Consider the following 19,429-nt stretch of genomic DNA (forward strand, 5'->3'; position numbering starts at 1 on the left):
GCTACGCGGTTTTAATATAGCTTAACTAAGCATCAGGAGAGAATCATGGCAGTATCACTTACCAAAGGCGGCAATGTTAATCTGAGTAAAGAAGCCCCGGGCTTGAATAAAATCGTCGTGGGACTAGGCTGGGATGCCCGTGCAACCGACGGCGCAGCGTTTGATTTAGATGCCTGCGCTTTTCTGGTCAAAATGGACGGCAAAGTTCGCTCCGACAGCGATTTTTGTTTTTACAATAACAAGGTGGTCGGCGATGGCTCGGTTCAGCATCAGGGTGACAATACCACCGGTGCTGGCGATGGCGATGATGAAACCGTCAAGGTTGAATTATCCAAAGTTCCCGGCGAACTGGACAAAATCGTATTCTCGGTGACCATTCATGACGCCGAAACGCGTAAACAGAATTTCGGTCAAGTCAGTCATGCCTATATCCGTATCTGCAACGAAGAAGGCGGCGCAGAAATCGCCCGTTATGATTTGAGCGAAGACGCATCAATCGAAACTGCGATGATTTTTGGCGAAATCTACCGCGTGGGTACCGATTGGAAATTTAAAGCTATTGGCCAAGGTTTTGCCGGTGGACTAGGGCCTTTAGCCGCCTCTTTCGGGGTTAATGTTTAAACCGCCCCTACGATTGTTTATTTTGAAATTTCAAATCATCAAAAATCCTGCTGCCATTTAACACAGCAGGGTTCATCAAATTTCTTCGCTGGTTTGAAACCTCCCCCTTCAGGGGGATTATTTGAGTTTGACAACGATGCACCTGCATCGTTATTTTTTTGGCAACCTCCTCGTTCACGAGAAGGAACAATCCACCGACTTCTATCCGTCGGCGGTTGTCACTCGACTGATGAGAGCGGGTGTGGATTGAAACATTTATTGAGGTAATGTGTATGGCTATTAATTTACAAAAAGGGCAGAAAATTTCTTTGTCCAAAGAGTCCGGCGGTGCGTTAAGCAAGATCGTCATGGGTTTGGGCTGGGATGCTAAAAAAGTCCCCGTCAGCATGTTAAAAGGCATGTTCGGCGGCGGCAAAAGCGATGCTATCGATCTGGACGCTTCTTGCGTATTGTTTGACGATCAAAACAAGGTGGTTGACACCATTTATTTCGGCCAACTGAAAAGCCGTGACGGCAGCATTGTGCATACCGGCGATAATCGTACCGGCGCCGGTGATGGCGATGATGAACAAATTAAGGTCGACCTGGATAAAGTGCCTGCCAATGTTAAATCGCTGGTATTCACCGTTAACTCCTTTTCCGGTCAGACTTTTGATGAAGTTGACAATGCGTATTGCCGTATCATCGACAGCAGCAATAATGCCGAAATTGCCCGTTATACACTGAGCTCTCAAGGTTCCCATACCGCACAAATCATGACAAAACTATATCGGCATAATGGCGAGTGGAAAATGCATGCAATCGGTGAAAATGGCACTGGCCGCACCATTGAAGCCTTGTTGCCGCAAATTATCATTCATTTGTAGGCATCAATGAGAATTTGGTTTAACCAAACATTTTCGACCATACACGCCGTATTTAGAAATCTTCGCCAGTCGGCACCGAACGGCGAAATCACCCTGATTTGCACTCACACCCAAGCTCATGCCACTGCTTTTTTGGCAGCGGATGAGCACTATGTTGAACCTGCCGAACTCACTGAACACGAGTATCTTGAATGGTGCGTGGATTTTTGTCGGCGACACAATATTCAGTTATTTTGGCCCGGAAAAGAAGCGGCGCTGATCAGTAAACACTCTGAATTATTTCAGGCGATTGGTGTGCAGGTAGTGTCGGTTGCCGATTTTGATACGTTGAGCTTATTGCATAACAAGGCCGATTTTTATGCCGCGTTGCCTGCAGAGGTTGCGCAAACCATGGACTTTATCGCCGTTAACGGCCGTGATGCGTTTGATAGCGCGGTTGCCGCATTATCGGCACATCACCAAAGATTATGCGTTAAACCGGCGGTTTCGGTGTTCGGCCTGGGCTTTCGGGTTTTGGATACCCAGCGCGACAGCATTACCCAGCTACTTAAAGGCGTTGAATACCAGATTCCGCTGCAAGAATTGCGGCAAGGTATGGCTAACACTCCGGAGTTTGCCACCCTGCTGGTCATGGAACATCTGGGCGGCCCTGAATGGAGTGTCGATTGCGCCGGACGGCACGGCGAATTGCTGTGTGCGGTGCAACGCAAAAAATCGCAACTGGCGGGCGGCGGACAAACCATCGATAACAACGCCGATATTGACGGCATGGTGGCAAGACTAACCGCGCATTACCGACTCAACGGCTTGTTCAATATCCAGTTCAAGGAAGGCGTACACGGTGTGCGTTTACTGGAAATCAACCCGCGTCCTTCCGGCGGTTTCGGCATGGCCTGTTTATCCGGCGCCAATCTGGCGCAGATTGCGTTGCAGGCTATCAAAGGTAAAGCATGCCAGCCTCCGAGTATTCGTTATGGCCTAAGGGTGAGCGAGATTAATACGCCGGTGGTGATGCAGGAATTGTTGTGAACTGTTGATTGCTTTATCGTTGCCATGGGCGCGAATTTATTCGCGCGATAGACATTAAACAACGCCAATAAATCCGCGCCCGATAAAGCAACATCGCTTCGCTTGTTGCGGGGCGACCTGCCGGATCGCCCCTACAATTTAACTTGTGTAGATAGCGATGGCCTAAAAGGCCGAGGTTTAAACCAGCAAGGAAGATTGATTAAATCCTTAATTACCTGTGACTCGTCGGCGTTGACGAACGCGACGCTGAAGCGTCACAAACTGCATACAACTTACGCAATAACTCCACAACAAACTATGCCAAAAACAGTAACCATAAAACTAGACACCGGAACCCTGCATCTCGACATCGAACCCGGACGCATTCCGCTGAATCGCTTGCTGGGATTTGCGGCCAGAGTGAGCAGCAAGCGCAAGTTTTTGCTGGTCAGCAAGGTCCTGGGCAAGCATTATCCGGTATCGCCCAAAGTCATGAGCTGGTCTTATCGGGCCCTGGCCCGGATGGTATTAAATAGCGGGGCAGATACCGGTTCGCTATGGATAGGCATGGCGGAAACCGCAACCGGCTTGGGTTACGGCGTATTTGAGGCGGCCTGCCGTGAAGGTGCAGAGCAGGCCCTCTTTATCCAGACGACCCGTTATCACCTGGACGGCATCGAACGACTGGAATTTGAAGAGGCGCATAGTCATGCTACTGACTTTTTTTTGTATTATCCTGAGCGGACAGATCTTCGTCAGCAGTTTTTAACGGCCAAAACGCTGGTGTTAATCGATGACGAAATCAGTACCGGACTTACCTTTTTACGCCTGATCAAAGCCTACAAAGAAGTTAATCCCGGCCTGCAAAAAGTATTCATCGTCAGTTTAGTCAATTTTGCCCATCCAGACGATCGCGCCGCCTTGGAAGATCAAGCCGGTGTAGCGGTCGAATGGCTGTGTTTCAGGCAGGGTTTATTGCGCTTTGAGGACGGCCAAAACGCGGCTATTGACAGCATCACCGTCAATGTATCGGGTAATGGCGACTGTAAAAAATCGTTGTTAGCTTGGCCGGGCCGCTTAGGTTTGGATGCGCAGATAAACTTGGAAAAGGATGTGCTCAAGCAGCTGTGCAGCAATGGCTTTAGCTGCGATCAGGCAACCGACTCACGCCCGATTCTGGTCTTAGGCACAGGCGAATGCAACGCCCCCGCTTATCTATTGGGCCGCGAATTGGAAAACCGGGGTTTTAAGGTCAAGGTGCAAAGCACCACGCGCTCGCCGATTCATCAAGGCAACGCTATCGGCTCGGTATGCCAATTTGAAGACAACTACGACGATGCTATCCCCAATTTTATTTACAACCTGAACCCGGATGATTACCGGGACATTATTCTTTGCCATGAAACCCCGCTGTGTGCAGCATTAAATGACCGACTGCACGCATGGCAAGCCATTAGCGCAAAATTTGAACTCCAACCAGGCAACACTACCTATGCAAAGCTACATTTTTTTAGACCTTGATGACACCTTATTCCAGACCTTAAGAAAATGCGCACCCGATGTCGATAATCATCCACTACAGGCGCGGGCTTTTTTACCTGACGGTTCGGCTAATTCCTACGCGACACAAAAACAGCAGTGGTTGTGGCATTGGCTGGCCAAGGGCTTTAAGATCGTGCCGGTAACGGCGCGCGATGTTCACGCCTTTGAGCGCGTCAACCTGCCGTTTCAGGAAGAAGTGGTATTGAACCACGGCGCGGTGATTTTGAATAAACAGGGTACTGTCGATAAGGTGTGGATGGATAACATCCTGCAAAGCTTACCGGCTTACCAGGAAAAGCTATTGGCGGTGTGGGCGGAAGTTGAGCTTTATGCACAACGACATTGCGGTTTTAAACCACGGCTGGTTAACGATTTCGGTACAACCTGGTATGGCGTGATCAAACACAGTGACGGCACCGAAGCGATATTAAAAACCCTGTTGGATGAAGTTATCATCGCGCATCCGCATGTGCTTGACGGCAGTTTGTATTGGCATTTGAACGGCAACAATCTGGCGTTATTACCGAAGATTATCAACAAAGAAAGCGCGGTCAGTTATCTGCTGGAAGGCTACAAACAGCAGCATTCCAAAGTATTGACCTTTGGTGCGGGCGACAGCAAAACCGACGCAGCGTTTATGGCGCTGTGCGATTACGCGCTAATTCCCAAGAATACCCAGCTGTTTCAAGCGCTGGATTTTGCCGAAACCACATAAATGACGATTCCTTTCACCGGCAGTTACACTGCAGACGATGTACAGTTTTTATTAAAACCGATGGCGATAGAGGACACGCCCATCCATATCAAGGAAGCCTTAATCCAATCCGGCAAACAACATTACTCCCAAATGCTGACCCATGAGTCGTTGCCGCCGGAACATTATTTACCGCTGTTTTATCAGGCGATGGCCTTAAATCAGCAGCGCATGGCCGAACATGTGCTGCTATTGGCCGAACGCATAGTCGCCACCCGTCGACGCGGCGTTACCCTGGTTTCTCTGGCGCGTGCCGGAACGCCGGTCGGCGTACTGCTTAAGCATGTTCTGCGGCGCTATTTCGATACCGAGGCTAGCCATTATTCTATTTCGATACTGCGCGATGTCGGCATCGACCAAAATGCGTTGCGCTTTATTGCGCAAAATCATGCCCCGGAATCGCTGGTTTTTGTCGATGGCTGGACCGGGAAAGGCGTTATTGCGCAGCAGTTGACCGCCAGCCTACAGGCTTTTGCCGCAAGCGATGGCGCGACTATTCCTGCCGAACTGTACGTGTTGGCCGATTTGTCGGGCAGCGCTACATTTGCCGCAACGTCCGAGGATTATTTGATTCCCTCGTGCATCCTGAATGCGACGGTATCGGGTCTGGTCAGCCGTTCAATTTACGCCCCTGATACGGCCGGCCCAACCGATTTTCATGGTTGCGTTTATTACCGGCAGTTTGAGCCGCACGATCTGTCCCGTTATTTTATTGACACGATGCTGACTTGCATTAAACAGGCGTGGCAACAGGGCAATCTTGTAAGCTGCAGTCATGACCGGCTAAAATTGCAAGCGATTTCCCAAGCGCTATTGGCCTGGATTGCAACGCATTACGGTGTCAATCGGCACCATTACATTAAGCCCGGTATCGGTGAGGCCACGCGGGTTTTATTACGGCGCGAAGCCAAGGTCTTGCTGTTACGGGATGAAGAGGGTGCCGCGACCCGACATTTGCGTTGGCTGGCCGAGTCCCGATCTATTCCCATCGCTATTTTTCCCGACCTGCCGTACCAAGCAGTAGCGTTAATCAAGGAGTTGCCATGATGAATACAGTACCGAAAGTTTTTTCGCCTTGGTGTTTAGGTGCGTCACTGTATATGCCCGCGCATCGTCTCGACCTGATGGATTGCGCCAACGGCGAAAAACTGCAAGCCTTGCGGTCGATGATTTTTTGTACCGAGGATGCGGTATCCCATAGCGAACTAGACAGCAGTTTGCGCCATTTGGGGCTTTGCTTGCAGGGCTTTAGAGACGCGCCGCAGCGCTTTCGTTTTATTCGCGCCAGGAATCCTGAAGTTCTGGCGCGGCTGCTGGCGCTGCCCGATATTGAAAAAATCGACGGCTTTGTGCTGCCGAAATTTAATGCCGGCAATTTTCACGCTTATTTCGATCAACTGCAGGGCACTCCCTTCAAGGTTATGCCGACACTGGAAACCAAGGATGTTTTTGATGCCGCCGCGATGACTGAACTGCGTCAGGGCTTGGCGCAGGATACTGTTTTTGCGCGGATATTGATGCTGCGGATCGGCGGCAACGACTTGATGAATATTTTAGGTATCAGACGCCCCAGAAATATGACCTTGTATGAGACGCCGCTGGGCCATGTCATCGCACAACTGGCGACCGTATTTAAGCCTTACGGGTTTTCATTGTCAGCGCCGGTATTCGAATATCTGAATGACAGCATCACCTTGCAAAAAGAGATTCGACTGGATCTGGCGCATGGTTTGACCGGTAAAACGGCCATTCATCCGACTCAGGTACCGGTCATTGAAGCCATGTACAGCGTCGATAGCGAAGACTATGACATGGCGCTTAGCTTGAATCAAAGCGCGTCACCTGCGGTATTCAGAATGCACAACGCGATGTGCGAAGTGGCGACGCACAAACAATGGGGGCAGGATATTATCGATAGACAGCAGTGCTACGGCAACAAGGTAGCGCTCGCCTTGCCGGAATATACCGGGGTGATTGTGTAAATCATTAGCGCTAACCCGACCTACATGGTTGGAAAAGATTAATGGTAAACTCCAGGTTACCAAACTGGTCGATTATTTTTCGGGCAGCAACTTAAAACCACAACAACACCCTTAACATCAGGAGAACACCATGAGTTTCGATAATTTTCTAAGTCAATTAAAAAGCAAAGCCAATGAGTTAAAAACAGAGGCGTTAAAATACAAGAACAAGGATTTTTTGAATGCCGCAATGGCGGGTTCCGCATTGATCGCCATGGCCGATGGCAGCGTGAGTTCGGAAGAAAAGCAAAAAATGATTAAATTTATCGAAAGCCATGATGCGCTGTCGATTTTCACCACCAGCGATGTGATCAAGGCTTTTCAGGATTTCGTCGGTCAGCTTGAATTCGATAAGGACATTGGTGAAGCCAAAGCTTATGAAGCCTTAGGCAAGATGAAGTCCAACGCGCAAGCCTCGCGCCTGTTGGTGCGCATGATTATCGGCATTGCCTCTTCGGATGGGGATTTTGATTACGCTGAAAAAAAGATAGCTATTAAAATAGCCCAGGAACTGGCGATTGATCCTGCGGAATTTGAATTGTAATCGGTTAGCAAGCGGGGATTGAACGCTTGAATAAGCGGCCAACCGGTCGCTTATTATTGTAACTCCGCAATAATTTAGAATTAACATTTCGATAAAAATGATATTCTCTCGCGGCTATTCAAAGCGCTTTGTCGCCGAGCAATGTGCAGGCAACCTTAATCGGCTAAAACTTACTCTGTAAACGGTCACTATTAAAAGCCGTTTTACAGCGTATTTAATTTAATGCTGATAATTATAATAATCTGAACAGCACCATACCGAAATGCTAGAATCACAAATTTTCACATCCTGATGCTTATGCCTTTTTTCCGGCTGATCGCTTTATTGTGTCTGGCACTGAGTTCATCTCCCTTATTGGCCGAGCCCACACCAGCTGCCGAACAAGTCTCTTTGCAGCTCAAGTGGTTGCATTCTTTCCAGTTCGCCGGTTACTACGCGGCCAAGGAAAAAGGTTTTTACGCTGAACAAAATCTGGATGTCACTATCCGTGAGCGTATTCCCGACATCAATAACATTGAGCAAGTTCTAAAAGACGAGTCTCAATACGGCGTAGCCGATACCGGCCTGCTGGAACAGCGGCTGGTCGGCAAGCCGGTGGTGGTTTTGGCTTCTATTTTTCAGCATAGCCCGCTGGTGTATCTTACCTTAAAAAATTCCGGCATAGTCAGCTCCTACGAGCTTAAGGGCAAACGGGTCATGGAAGACAGTTATGACAATGCGCCGCTACTTGCCATGCTTTATGAAGCGGGTGTTTCTGCTAATGAATTTACCCATTTAGATAATACCTTCAATCCCGACGACCTGATCAACGGCAAAACTGACGTCATGGTTAGTTATCTTACCAATCAGGTTGATTACTTCAAAAAGAAAGGCATCGAAATCAACATCATTGATCCTCGCAACTACGGCGTAGATTTTTTGAGCGATAATCTGTTTACCACGGAACAGGAAATAAATCGGCATCCGGAAAGAGTTCAGCGTTTCCTGCGCGCCTCGCTCAAAGGCTGGGATTATGCACTCAAACATCAGGACGAACTTATTCAAATCATTCTGGACAAATACAACCCCGGTAACCGGCTTTCTGCCGATCACTTGCGTTTTGAGGCACACGAAACAATAAAGATGATTTTGCCGGAGACCGTTCCCATCGGCCACACCGACACCAAGCGTTTTCAACGCATCGCCGACACTTATAAGCAACTCGGTCTAGTCAATTCAATAGATCATCTGGAAGGCTTTATTTACCTCCAGGAAAAGCACAGCAAGCTTGATTTCACCCCGGAGGAACAGGCCTGGTTGCAGGCCCACCCGGTTATTCGCGTCGGCATAAACCGTGATTTTGCGCCGTACGAATGGATAGACGCCAACGGCAATTACGTCGGCCTGAGCGCCGACTATATTGCCTTGATCGAACCACGGCTGGGCGTGAAGCTTGACATAGTGAAGGGTAAATCCTGGTCTGAAATTTTGGAAATGGCACAACGCGGCGAGCTGGATATGATCTCCAACGCCAACAAAACACTCGAACGTGAGCGCTATTTATTGTTCACGGAAGCCTATCTAAGCACCCCTGTCATCATTATCAACGATAGTAATAACGGATTTATCGGTACCCTGGATCCTCTCAACGGCAAGCAGGTGACGCTGGAAAGGGGCTACTTCATGCAAGAACTGCTTATGCGTGACCATCCTGAAATACAACTGATTCCGGCCGAAAATATTCGCGATGCCTTGAATCGGGTCAGCAGCGGCAAAGCGGATGCCTATATTGGCGATGCCGCTTCAACCCACTACGCGATTAAAAGAGAGGGCATGCTTAATCTCGGTTTTTCCGGGGATACCGGTTACAAAAGTTACCAGCGCATGGCCGCCACCCGGCTTAATCCCGAGCTGGCATCCTTACTTGCCAAAGCACTGGCCGACATCCCCCGGGCTGAAAAAGACGCCATCCAGAATCGTTGGGTGAGTTTGAAATATGAGTCCGGCGTAAAAACTGAAACCGTTCTGCTTTATGCCGCGGCGGCACTGGCGCTGCTTGCTTTTATTGTCACCTGGAATATGCGTTTACGGCGTGAAATCAGCAAACGAAAACAGGTTGAAGAAGAACAGCGTATGGCCGCCAGCGTTTTTGCAAGTACGCAGGAAGGCATCCTGATTACCGATGCACAGCGCAACATTATTGATATGAACCCGGCGTTCGCCAGCATAACCGGATATTCACGAGATGAAGTATTGGGTAAAAATCCAAGTTTGCTTAAGTCGGGACTTCACGATATCAGCTTCTATGAAAACATGTGGCAAGCAATCGGCCGCCAGGGTTACTGGCGCGGCGAGGTTTGGAACCGCAAGAAAGGGGGAGAAATATTTGCCGAATGGCTCACCATTTCTGCGGTTGCTGATAAGCACGGCAAAATAACCCATTATATTGCTACGTCTTCTGATATTACGCAGCTTAAAGAGCAAGAACGGAAGCTGGAGCTCATGGCTCACTACGACCCGCTAACCGGTGTGCCCAACCGGATTCTATTGGCGGACCGTATGCATCTGGCATTTGCTCAAACCAGGCGGGACAACTGTTTAATGGCGGTCGGCTATCTTGACCTGGACGGCTTTAAACCGGTTAACGATAGACTGGGCCATGAAGCGGGCGACCAACTGCTGATCGAAATTGCCCTGCGCATTAAAAACGCCCTGCGCGAAGGCGATACCATCGCCCGTTTAGGCGGCGATGAATTTGTGTTTTTATTGCTGGGACTGGACAAAGTTGAAGACTGCGAAACTACTTTACATCGTCTGCTGGAAGTCATCAGCGAGCCTGTTTCCTTGCAAAACCAGGCTGTTTCGGTATCCGCCAGCATTGGCATCAGCATTTTCCCCGAAGATAACACCGACCCGGATACGCTGTTACGGCATGCCGATCAGGCCATGTATCAGGCCAAACAACAGGGGAAAAACTGCTTTCATATTTATAATCTGGAGCTGGATCGTCAACTCCATTCGCATCGCGAGGCGCTAAACCGCATTGAACAGGCGCTTGAAAACGAGGAATTCGAACTTTTTTTCCAGCCCAAAGTCGACATGCAGCAAGGTATCGTGTTCGGCGCAGAAGCCTTGATACGCTGGCGGCATCCTGAACGCGGCGTGGTCATGCCGGGCGATTTTCTGCCGCTGCTTGAAAACCATGACATTATAACCAAACTCGATGCCTGGGTTATCGACAAGGCGTTGCAGCACATGGAGCATTGGCAACGGTTGGGTTTGCAACTCCACATCAGCGTCAATATCACCGCCAGATCGCTGCAAACGGATGATTTTATCCTGCAGCTCTATTACGCCTTCGAACGCTATCCCACTGCCAAACCGGCGCATTTCGAGTTGGAAATACTGGAAACCCAAGCGTTAATCGATTTATCGCTGACATCCCAGGTTATTAAAGACTGTCAGGCATTGGGCGTACAGTTTGCCCTGGATGATTTTGGCACTGGCTATTCCTCGCTCAGTTACCTCAAACATCTGCCTGTGGAGACGCTAAAAATTGACCAGTCTTTTGTCCGCGATATGCTGGAAGACGAGGATGATTTAGCCATCGTACAAGGCGTCATCGGTTTGGCCGAATCGTTCCGAAGACAGGTTATCGCCGAGGGTGTGGAATCAATTGAACACGGCATCGCCCTTTTGCAAATGGGCTGCTACCTAGCACAAGGCTACGGCATTGCCAAACCTATGCCAGCCTCCGAGCTTGCGGATTGGGTAAAAGAATGGCAGGCGCCAGTGGAATGGAAAAAATCGCGTCCATCAGCGTCGGCTTAAGGTGATTGCCAAAATAATGACCCTATCAAAAGAATCGTCCGCGAAAAGCACGAAAAATTGTGCTGGGCGGGGTTTGCAACCTCGCCCGTAACGTTTAACCCCGACAATTATCAACCGACATGATCTATACCGAAGATTTTCTCATCCTGGCCAATCAGTTAATCGATGCCGGTCGATTTATCGACAGCAAGGGCTGGGTGCCCGCAACCAGCGGCAATTTTTCCGCACGCCTGCCTGACGGCACTATTGCCATTACCGTTTCCGGCAAACACAAAGGCCGGTTACAGCTGGACGATATTATGCTGATCGATAGCGACGCTAACGCCTTGGACGGTAAAAAACCATCCGCAGAAACGGTGCTGCATACCTCGCTGTATAAACGTTTCCCGGAAATCCAGTCGATACTGCACCCGCATTCGATGAATGCCACGCTGTGTTCACGCCTGTTCAAATCCGAAATCGCGCTGGAAAATTACGAGCTGTTAAAAGCCCTGGCCGGCATTGATACCCATGAAAGCCGGGTTGCTATCCCGATTTTTGCCAACGACCAGAATATCCCCCGTCTGGCCGGGCAAGTGGAACAATACCTCGACCAACACGGGGCCATTTATGCCTATATAATTGCCGGACACGGGCTTTATACCTGGGGCAGTTCGGTACAGGAAACGCTACGCCATCTTGAGGCGCTGGAATTTTTATTTGATTGTGAATTACGACTGCACGGAGTTAAAAAACTATGAGCGCATTAACCGTTTATCCCGATAATCAACCTCGACTGCCAGGAATGCAGGAGGTAGAGCAACGCAGGAGCAGTTGCCGAGGGAACCGATGCGACCAACTTGGCGAAACATTCACCGAGTTTAGCGCCATCCAAAACCGGCTGAATAGCATAGGCGTACAGTTCGAGCGCTGGACAGCCAACTGCGAGCTTGCCGCCGACGCCGACCAGGACACCGTGCTGGCGGCCTACAACGATTCCATCGACCGCTTGAAACAGCAATACCGTTTTCAATCCGTTGACGTGATCAGCTTAAACCCGGATCATCCCGACAAAGCCGCGTTCCGGCAGAAGTTTCTGTCCGAACACATCCATGCCGATTTTGAAGTGCGCTTTTTTATCGAAGGGCGCGGCCTGTTTTACCTGCATGTCGACGATAAAGTCTATGCCGTGCTGTGCGAGCAAGGCGATTTAATCAGCGTGCCGGCCAACACCACGCACTGGTTCGATATGGGCGAAAACCCCTGCTTTAAATGCATCCGCCTGTTTACCACAGCGGACGGCTGGGTGGCCGACTTTACCGGCAGCGATATTGCCAAGTCTTTCCTCACACTGGATCAATACGTTGCCGAACTGTCATGATTAAAGCCATCGTCACCGATATCGAAGGCACGACCTCGTCGATTTTATTTGTTAAGGATGTGCTGTTTCCGTATGCGCGCACCAATCTGCCGGGCTTTATCCGCAGCCATGAAAATGAGTCGCAGGTTAAAACACTACTGGAAGATGTCTGCAAAGAAGTCGACTCTAAACTGTCTATTGAGCAAATCATCGCCCAATTGATCCAATGGCTAGACGAAGATAAAAAAGTCACGCCATTAAAATCCTTGCAAGGCCTGATCTGGGAAGCCGGTTACCGACAGGGCGATTTCAAAGGCCACCTGTATGCCGATGCCGCTGAAAAACTCAAAGAATGGAAAGCTAACGGCCTGGATTTATATGTTTATTCTTCCGGGTCGGTTTACGCGCAAAAACTGCTGTTCGCGCATACCGAATACGGCGACTTGACGCCGTTATTTTCCGGCTATTTCGACACCCATATCGGCGGCAAAAAAGAACAACAATCGTATCGCAACATAGCCGCACAACTGGCGATACCGGCGAACCAGCTGCTGTTTTTATCGGACATTAAAGAAGAACTGGATGCCGCCAAAGCAGCAGGTTTTGAAACCATCTGGTTGACTCGGGACAACGCGCCCGACCCGCAAGCCGAACACCGGCAGGTGAATAGTTTCGATCAAATCAGCGTAGGCTAATAAGTCTGTTTGAGCGAAAGCGGAAACCGGCAGATCCGGCAGCCTCTACGCCCTTCGTCTACGCTCAGGATCGGCTTGGGCGGTCTTATTCCGGCCAACGTCAACCGCGTATATTGGCAGAGCGCAAACCTCAACATCCGCCTGCCATAATTGAGCAATCAGCGGCCGTGCTTTATCGAGTGCGCCGCTAGTCCAAAAATATTCCGTCCCGATCCTAGCCGAGTCTGCCAACAAATGATCCGCTTCAAGACGGCGGCGCAGCTCCCGTGCAACTGCGGCAGCGGAATCGATGACGGCAACCTTGGACCCTGCTATCTCCTGTATCAATGGTGCCAAAAACGGGTAATGGGTACAGCCCAACACCAGAGTATCGGCGCCCTGCTCCAATAACGGACGCACATAGCGCTCCAGCAATAATCGAGTTGTGTTGCCGGACAAATCACCCACTTCCACCTGCTCAACCAGACCGGGACAGGCCTGGCCTAGTATCTCTACATTAGTGCCATGTCGCGCAAACAACCGCACAAAATTATCGCTAGCCAAGGTTCGACTGGTCGCCAGAACGCCGATTACCCCTGATTGGGTGTTCGCCGTCGCCGGTTTTACCGCAGGTTCCATTGCAATAATCGGCACAGCAAATTTTGAGCGCAACGTTGTGACCGCCGCGCCGGTTGCCGTATTGCAGGCAACGACGATGGCTTTGACGTTTTGGCTCACTAAAAACTGGCTAATAGCAATTGACCGGGCTTCGATGAATTGCTGGGATTTATCGCCATACGGTGCATAGGCCGAATCGGCTACATACAATAGATGTTCGCCCGGCAACGCTCTGCGAATCGCTTGCAGAACGGATAATCCGCCAACGCCTGAATCGAAAACACCAATGGGATTTGCGGCTTTCATTTTTTGAAACCTTTATCTGTCAGCTCAGGACACTAATTTTAAGAGGGAAGATAACAAAAGGTTATCCCATAGGCTTTACTCTGAGTCAGTGCTTTATTCAACTGATAATCAGCAAGGCCAAATAAGGCACCAGATTAAACATCAGTATGCCCATTTTATATAAAGCCATACCGGCATAATGAATTGAATCGAAGCGCTCAACCGACAAGGTAAACCACCGGTTGTGAAGCCTGTACATCCAGTCATGCGCAAACATGATAAAGAAAAACCAGTAACATACGAAGCCTAAATTGATCAGGGTAGACCACCCTAAAAATCCACGCAGCATTTCTATTGTCATCATCAATCCTCCTTTGCCATCAAGGTCTAACGCTCACAATTACACAGGACTTAAACACTACGGCATTAAAATTGACTGCACAAGGCATAGGACTACCTATATACCACAATATTTTTGATATATTTATTGATAACTGTCATACTGGCTTCCGATCCATCAAGGACTTTACGTCCTCTTTTCTGCCACTGCTTTATAAAAAGTGGCGGTATTTCCATTATCATAATCAGAGAAATCCTATGAAAAAAATCAGCCATTTTTTGTTGTTAATTATTGCTGTATCGGCCCTTGCTGCATGTGACTCAGGTGTAGGCCCAAGCAGACCCGCTACAGATACAAACGTCGAAGCTGAAAAATAAGCATTTTCTAGCCAGAATAAAATTGCCGTACAACTTAATTGTCTATTACCGAGATTTTTTTAAATTTTAACCTGGCTTAGGCGCGTTGGTTTGCTCTATTAATCCGACAGCCTACTAGGAAAATGCTGCACAAGTTGGTTCCATTCATGGCTCGACAAAACTCGCCTGAGCTTAGTCGAAGGATTCACCATGAAAGGAATCAACAATTTATCGTTCGACCTACAACGCAAACAACTCTCTCATCTTCTGCCCAGGGCTTTCCGCCCGCATAAACACTTCGCCGACCAGGAAAGCATAGATGTCATTATCCAGCATCAGCTGCACATCTTCGTGGCTATGAATGCCGCTCTCGGTAATGATTAATCGGTCTGCCGGGATATCGGCTTTTAAATCCAGCGTGGCCTGCAATGACGTTTCAAAGGTGCGCAGGTTGCGGTTGTTGATGCCGATCAGTTTGGTGTCCAGCGCTAGCGCTCTTTGCAGTTCTTCCGCATTATGAACTTCCACCAATACATCCATACCCAGTTTAGTTGCAGCATCCGACAGCTCGTGCATTTGACTGTCTGCCAACGCGGCGACGATCAGCAAGATGCAGTCGGCGCCCAAGGCGCGGGCCTCATAGATTTGATAGGGATCGATCATGAAATCTTTTCGAAGCACCGGCAGCGGGCAGCGTTCCCTGACCATTTGCAAATAGACTTCAGAACCCTGAAAAAACTCCTTGTCGGTTAATACCGACAAACAGGCCGCACCGTTCATCGCGTAATCCTGACCTATCGCGATCGGATTAAAATCCGCCCTGATCACGCCTTTGCTGGGCGAGGCTTTTTTGATTTCCGCAATGATGGCCGGTTTCTTGGCCAATACCTTGCTGTGCAGCGCGTTATAAAATCCGCGCGGACTTTCTACGCCTCCGGCAATTTCTTCCAGGTTGGCGATGGTCATGCCGGTTCTGCGTCGGGCTACCTCTTCGACTTTTTTATCGAGGATTTTTTTTAATATATCTGGAGTATCGGTCATGGTCTCTGTCGTTTTATGAAGTTTTTGAGTAGGCGATCAACGCCTCGAATTTGGCTTTGGCCGCGCCGCTGGCGATAAGCGCTTGGGCTTTTTCTACGCCGGCGCTTAAGGAATCGGTGATATTGGCTGCGTAAATTGCCGCCCCGGCATTGAGCGCCACGATATCCCTGGCCGCTCCGGCTTTATTGTCCAGCACCGATTTTACCATCACCAGGCTGGAAGCCGCACCATCAACGGCCAATTCGGCCAGGCTGGCACGATTGAAACCGAATTGTTCCGGCGTAACGGTGTAGCGGGTGACGACTCCGTCTTTAAGCTCGGCAATGGTTGACGGCGAGGCGATGCTGATTTCATCCAAGCCATCGTCGGCATTGACCACCAGCACATGCCGACTGCCGAGTTTTTTTAATACCTGCGCCAGCGGCTCTACCCAGTGTCGATCAAATACGCCGATCAGCTGGTTCGGCGCTCCGGCAGGATTGGATAACGGACCCAACAGATTGAACAGGGTTCTGACGCCCATTTCTTTACGGGCATTGCTGGTATGCTTCATTGCGCCGTGATGTTTAGGCGCAAACAAAAAGCCCACGCCGATTTCATTGACGCAATGCGCGACCTGTTCGGCGGTTAAATCCAGATTAACGCCAGCGGCTTCCAGTACGTCGGCGCTGCCGCAACTGCTCGATACGGAACGGTTGCCGTGTTTGGCAACCTGCCCACCGGCTGCGGCGACGACAAAGGCGCCGGTGGTGGAGATGTTAAAGGTATTGGCGCCATCGCCGCCGGTGCCGCAGGTGTCTATGACATGCTCGCCGGTTGCCTTTACTTTTCCGGCTAATTCGCGCATCACTTCGGCCGCAGCGGCAATTTCGTCGATGGTTTCGCCTTTACAGCGCAGCGCGATTAAGAAGCCGCCGATTTGCGCATCGGTGGCATTGCCGCTCATGATTTGCCGCATCACCTCGCGCATTTGCTCGGAGCTAAGGTTTTGTTTGTTCAGCAGGGCTTGCAGGGCTTGTTGTATGTGCATTTTATTTTGGTGTTTGAAAGTTGAAAATCAATTTATCCACGAAAAACACAAAAAGCACGAAAATATTCAAGGAGATATACCAATCTGTAGCGGATTACCCAAAATGTGAATGGCTTTACCAATACAACATGCTGATTTATTTCGTGTCGCCTAAAGGCGCCTACTTTTGGCTTTCGTGCTTTTCGTGGACTAATCGCCGTTTTTAGGGCTATGAAAATCAGCCGTTCAACTCGTCCTGCAAGCGCTGATAAATGCCGCCGAAGCTGCCGTTGCTCATCAACACAAAATGGCCTTTGTGCCGCGCTTCAGATTTAAGCCTGACGATGATGTCATCCAGCGATGGGTAGATTTCAATATTGTCTGCATATTTTTTCAGCTCGCTTAAATCCCAGCCCATCGTTTCCGGCTGGTAGATGATGGCCAGATCGGCATTAGCCAACGATTCCGCCAGGGTTTTGGTATGCACCCCCAGGCGCATGGTGTTCGAGCGCGGCTCGACTATCGCGATGATGCGCTCTGATCCCACCTGTTTGCGCAAGCCGTCCAGCGTCATTTGTATCGCGGTCGGATGATGGGCAAAGTCATCGTATAAGGTCACGCCGTTGATGCTGGCGATCACTTCCATACGACGTTTTACATTTTTAAACTGCCCCAGCGCAGTTATCGCATCCCTAGGCAGGATGCCGACGTGTTTGGCGGCGACTATCGCAGACAATGCGTTGTAGACATTATGCTCGCCGGTCAGCGACCACTCGACACAGCCTTGCGCTTGCTTGTCCAGCAGTACGTCGAATCGGCTGCCGTCGGCTTTAACTAATTGTGCATTCCACTGAGCATCGGAATTAATAGAGGTTTTGGCAACCGGCGTCCAGCAGCCCATCGCCAATACCTCATTGATATTGGCGTCGCATTCGGGGCTGATGATCAGGCCCTCTCCGGGCACCGTCCTGACCAAGTGATGGAATTGTTTTTTGATCGCATCCAGGTCGGGAAAAATATCGGCATGGTCGTATTCAAGATTATTCAGGATCGCGGTGCGGGGGCGATAATGGACAAACTTTGAACGCTTGTCGAAAAACGCGGAATCGTATTCATCGGCCTCGATCACAAAAAAGTCGGATTCTCCCAGCCGCGCCGAAATGCCGAAATTTAACGGGATGCCGCCGATTAAAAAACCCGGATTAAAGCCCTGATGCTCCAATATCCAGCTGAGCATGCCGGTCGTGGTGGTTTTACCGTGAGTTCCGGCAACGCCCAGCACCCATTTATCCTGCAACACATGCTCGGCCAGCCATTGCGGACCGGAAACATATCGCAATCCCTGATTAAGCACCGCTTCGACTTCGGGATTGCCGCGCGACAGGGCATTGCCGATAATCACCAAGTCAGGTTTACTGTCCAGATTTTCAGCCCGATAACCTTCCATCAATACGATGCCTTGCTGTTCCAGCTGCGTGCTCATCGGCGGATAAACATTCTGGTCGGAACCGCTGACCTGATGCCCCAGCTGCCGCGCAATGACGGCCAGTCCGCCCATGAATGTGCCGCAAATACCTAAGATATGAATATGCAATGTTTTATCCTTTAGTGAGTTATTTTTTGTCCGCTGGCTTCGTATCCGACTTTTCTGCCGGTTTTCCAGCGGCGCCGTCTTTGCTGGTCGCTTCTTCTATCGGCACTTCCGCCTCTTCTTTTGCCCCGGCTTGCTCCAGTATTTCAATCACTTTTTTATGGGCGGTTTTTTTGGCTCGGCCCATAACCGTCACATTTTGTTTATCCAGCGCATTCACATCGGCTCCGCCTACAATCAGCAAATTAACGATGTCTTCATTGCCGAAAACCAGCGCATCCATTAACGCTGTTACGCCTGAGTTATCGGCGAGGCTGACATCGGCTCCGTACGCCAGCAGTAGCTTAACAATGCGTACATTGCCGTTAAAACTAGCGGCCATCAAAGCAGTGCGGCCGACGGCTGTTTTACTGTTAACATCGATCCCTTGCGCCAGCAAAGCTTCTGTTCTATCAATCTTGCCGATCATTGCCGCCGCAAATAAATCTTGACCATCTTGTGCATGCGTCGCTGTGGACAAAACGAATAATAGAATTAAAAAGCCGTCTTTGTATTTCATACTGAATAGTTACTTGCGTTTAATGAAAAGTTACGATGAAATAAACACTATATAACCCATATGATCTAATAATGAACGAAAAAAACAAAATAATAGTTGAGGCCAAACCTCTTTTTATAGAAGCGCAATCTTCTCCGGATGAGGATCGCTATGTCTTTGCCTACACTATCACTATTACCAATGCCGGAGAAATACCGGCAAAACTGCTCCAGCGTCATTGGCTGATTACCGATTCCAATGGCAAAACCCAGGAAGTCAGGGGCGATGGCGTCATCGGCGAACAACCTTATCTTAAACCCGGCGAGTCTTTTCGTTACACCAGCGGTGCGATGATAGAAACACCGGTCGGCACCATGCAGGGTGACTATACGATGCATTCGGATGATGGCGATAATTTCCAGGCAGACGTACCCCGGTTTACCTTATCCATCCCAAGAACCCTGCATTAACA

At 49.6% G+C, this 19,429-nt stretch carries 19 protein-coding genes; 13 read left to right on the forward strand and 6 right to left on the reverse strand.

Annotated features, from left to right (window positions below):
- The first annotated feature begins 45 nt into the window (after positions 1–45).
- The 12 genes from ABXJ76_RS18750 to mtnC all read left to right on the forward strand — a co-directional run bounded on the left by ABXJ76_RS18750 (position 46) and on the right by mtnC (position 13,200).
- Positions 46–621: a TerD family protein gene (locus ABXJ76_RS18750; protein WP_340123473.1), complete on the forward strand. Its 576-nt coding sequence runs from the start codon at positions 46–48 to the stop codon at positions 619–621.
- Positions 622–893: 272 nt separating this feature from the next.
- Positions 894–1,487 carry a TerD family protein gene (locus ABXJ76_RS18755; protein ID WP_340123474.1) on the forward strand — a complete coding sequence of 198 codons (594 nt, stop codon included), beginning with the start codon at positions 894–896 and terminating at the stop codon, positions 1,485–1,487.
- Positions 1,488–1,493: 6 nt separating this feature from the next.
- A complete protein-coding gene (locus tag ABXJ76_RS18760) occupies positions 1,494–2,516 on the forward strand; it encodes an ATP-grasp domain-containing protein (RefSeq protein WP_432742863.1) in 1,023 nt (340 codons plus the stop codon).
- A 297-nt stretch (positions 2,517–2,813) separates the two neighbouring features.
- Positions 2,814–4,016 carry a phosphoribosyltransferase domain-containing protein gene (locus tag ABXJ76_RS18765; RefSeq protein WP_432742865.1) on the forward strand — a complete coding sequence of 401 codons (1,203 nt, stop codon included), beginning with the start codon at positions 2,814–2,816 and terminating at the stop codon, positions 4,014–4,016.
- Positions 3,988–4,752, forward strand: a complete 765-nt coding sequence (locus ABXJ76_RS18770) for a hydrolase (RefSeq protein WP_432742868.1) — start codon at positions 3,988–3,990, stop codon at positions 4,750–4,752. Before ABXJ76_RS18765 ends, ABXJ76_RS18770 begins: the two co-directional genes overlap by 29 nt.
- Positions 4,753–5,838, forward strand: a complete 1,086-nt coding sequence (locus ABXJ76_RS18775; protein WP_432742871.1) for a cysteine protease StiP family protein — start codon at positions 4,753–4,755, stop codon at positions 5,836–5,838.
- On the forward strand, positions 5,835–6,773 hold the full coding sequence (locus ABXJ76_RS18780; protein ID WP_432742872.1) for an HpcH/HpaI aldolase/citrate lyase family protein: 939 nt from the start codon (positions 5,835–5,837) through the stop codon (positions 6,771–6,773). Before ABXJ76_RS18775 ends, ABXJ76_RS18780 begins: the two co-directional genes overlap by 4 nt.
- Before the next feature lie 130 nt (positions 6,774–6,903).
- Entirely contained in the window at positions 6,904–7,356 is a 453-nt protein-coding gene (locus tag ABXJ76_RS18785; protein ID WP_432742874.1) for a tellurite resistance TerB family protein, read from the forward strand.
- A 291-nt stretch (positions 7,357–7,647) separates the two neighbouring features.
- Complete coding sequence (locus ABXJ76_RS18790; RefSeq protein ID WP_432742876.1) at positions 7,648–11,166, forward strand: EAL domain-containing protein; 3,519 nt, start codon at positions 7,648–7,650, stop codon at positions 11,164–11,166.
- 119 nt (positions 11,167–11,285) lie between these two features.
- Positions 11,286–11,906, forward strand: a complete 621-nt coding sequence (locus tag ABXJ76_RS18795) for a methylthioribulose 1-phosphate dehydratase (RefSeq protein WP_432742878.1) — start codon at positions 11,286–11,288, stop codon at positions 11,904–11,906.
- Entirely contained in the window at positions 11,903–12,526 is a 624-nt protein-coding gene (locus tag ABXJ76_RS18800) for a 1,2-dihydroxy-3-keto-5-methylthiopentene dioxygenase (protein WP_432742880.1), read from the forward strand. The genes ABXJ76_RS18795 and ABXJ76_RS18800 overlap by 4 nt, the downstream gene beginning before the upstream one ends.
- Positions 12,523–13,200 (forward strand): acireductone synthase, encoded by a 678-nt coding sequence (gene mtnC / locus ABXJ76_RS18805; RefSeq protein WP_432742882.1) that lies wholly within the window; start codon positions 12,523–12,525, stop codon positions 13,198–13,200. The genes ABXJ76_RS18800 and mtnC overlap by 4 nt, the downstream gene beginning before the upstream one ends.
- A 45-nt stretch (positions 13,201–13,245) precedes the next feature.
- Here the strand turns inward: mtnC and murI are convergent, their stop codons facing one another.
- The 6 genes from murI to ABXJ76_RS18835 all read right to left on the reverse strand — a co-directional run bounded on the left by murI (position 13,246) and on the right by ABXJ76_RS18835 (position 18,978).
- Positions 13,246–14,103, reverse strand: coding sequence for a glutamate racemase (gene murI / locus ABXJ76_RS18810; RefSeq protein ID WP_432742884.1), 858 nt, complete (start codon positions 14,101–14,103; stop codon positions 13,246–13,248).
- A gap of 97 nt (positions 14,104–14,200) precedes the next feature.
- Positions 14,201–14,446: a DUF6868 family protein gene (locus ABXJ76_RS18815; protein WP_432742886.1), complete on the reverse strand. Its 246-nt coding sequence runs from the start codon at positions 14,444–14,446 to the stop codon at positions 14,201–14,203.
- A gap of 572 nt (positions 14,447–15,018) precedes the next feature.
- The gene (trpC, locus tag ABXJ76_RS18820; protein ID WP_432742888.1) at positions 15,019–15,819 is read right to left on the reverse strand and encodes an indole-3-glycerol phosphate synthase TrpC; all 801 of its coding nucleotides are present in this window, start codon (positions 15,817–15,819) and stop codon (positions 15,019–15,021) included.
- 13 nt (positions 15,820–15,832) lie between these two features.
- Complete coding sequence (gene trpD, locus ABXJ76_RS18825; RefSeq protein WP_432742890.1) at positions 15,833–16,849, reverse strand: anthranilate phosphoribosyltransferase; 1,017 nt, start codon at positions 16,847–16,849, stop codon at positions 15,833–15,835.
- Between the two features lie 217 nt (positions 16,850–17,066).
- The gene (mpl, locus tag ABXJ76_RS18830; protein ID WP_432742892.1) at positions 17,067–18,422 is read right to left on the reverse strand and encodes a UDP-N-acetylmuramate:L-alanyl-gamma-D-glutamyl-meso-diaminopimelate ligase; all 1,356 of its coding nucleotides are present in this window, start codon (positions 18,420–18,422) and stop codon (positions 17,067–17,069) included.
- Between the two features lie 19 nt (positions 18,423–18,441).
- The gene (locus ABXJ76_RS18835) at positions 18,442–18,978 is read right to left on the reverse strand and encodes an ankyrin repeat domain-containing protein (protein WP_432742893.1); all 537 of its coding nucleotides are present in this window, start codon (positions 18,976–18,978) and stop codon (positions 18,442–18,444) included.
- A gap of 71 nt (positions 18,979–19,049) precedes the next feature.
- Here ABXJ76_RS18835 and apaG point away from each other — a divergent pair, with 71 nt between their 5' ends.
- Positions 19,050–19,427 (forward strand): Co2+/Mg2+ efflux protein ApaG, encoded by a 378-nt coding sequence (gene apaG, locus ABXJ76_RS18840; RefSeq protein ID WP_432742895.1) that lies wholly within the window; start codon positions 19,050–19,052, stop codon positions 19,425–19,427.
- Positions 19,428–19,429: the final 2 nt, after the last annotated feature.

This window comes from Methylobacter arcticus, from assembly GCF_050917435.1.
GTDB classification, from domain to species: Bacteria; Pseudomonadota; Gammaproteobacteria; order Methylococcales; family Methylomonadaceae; genus Methylobacter_A; species Methylobacter_A titanis.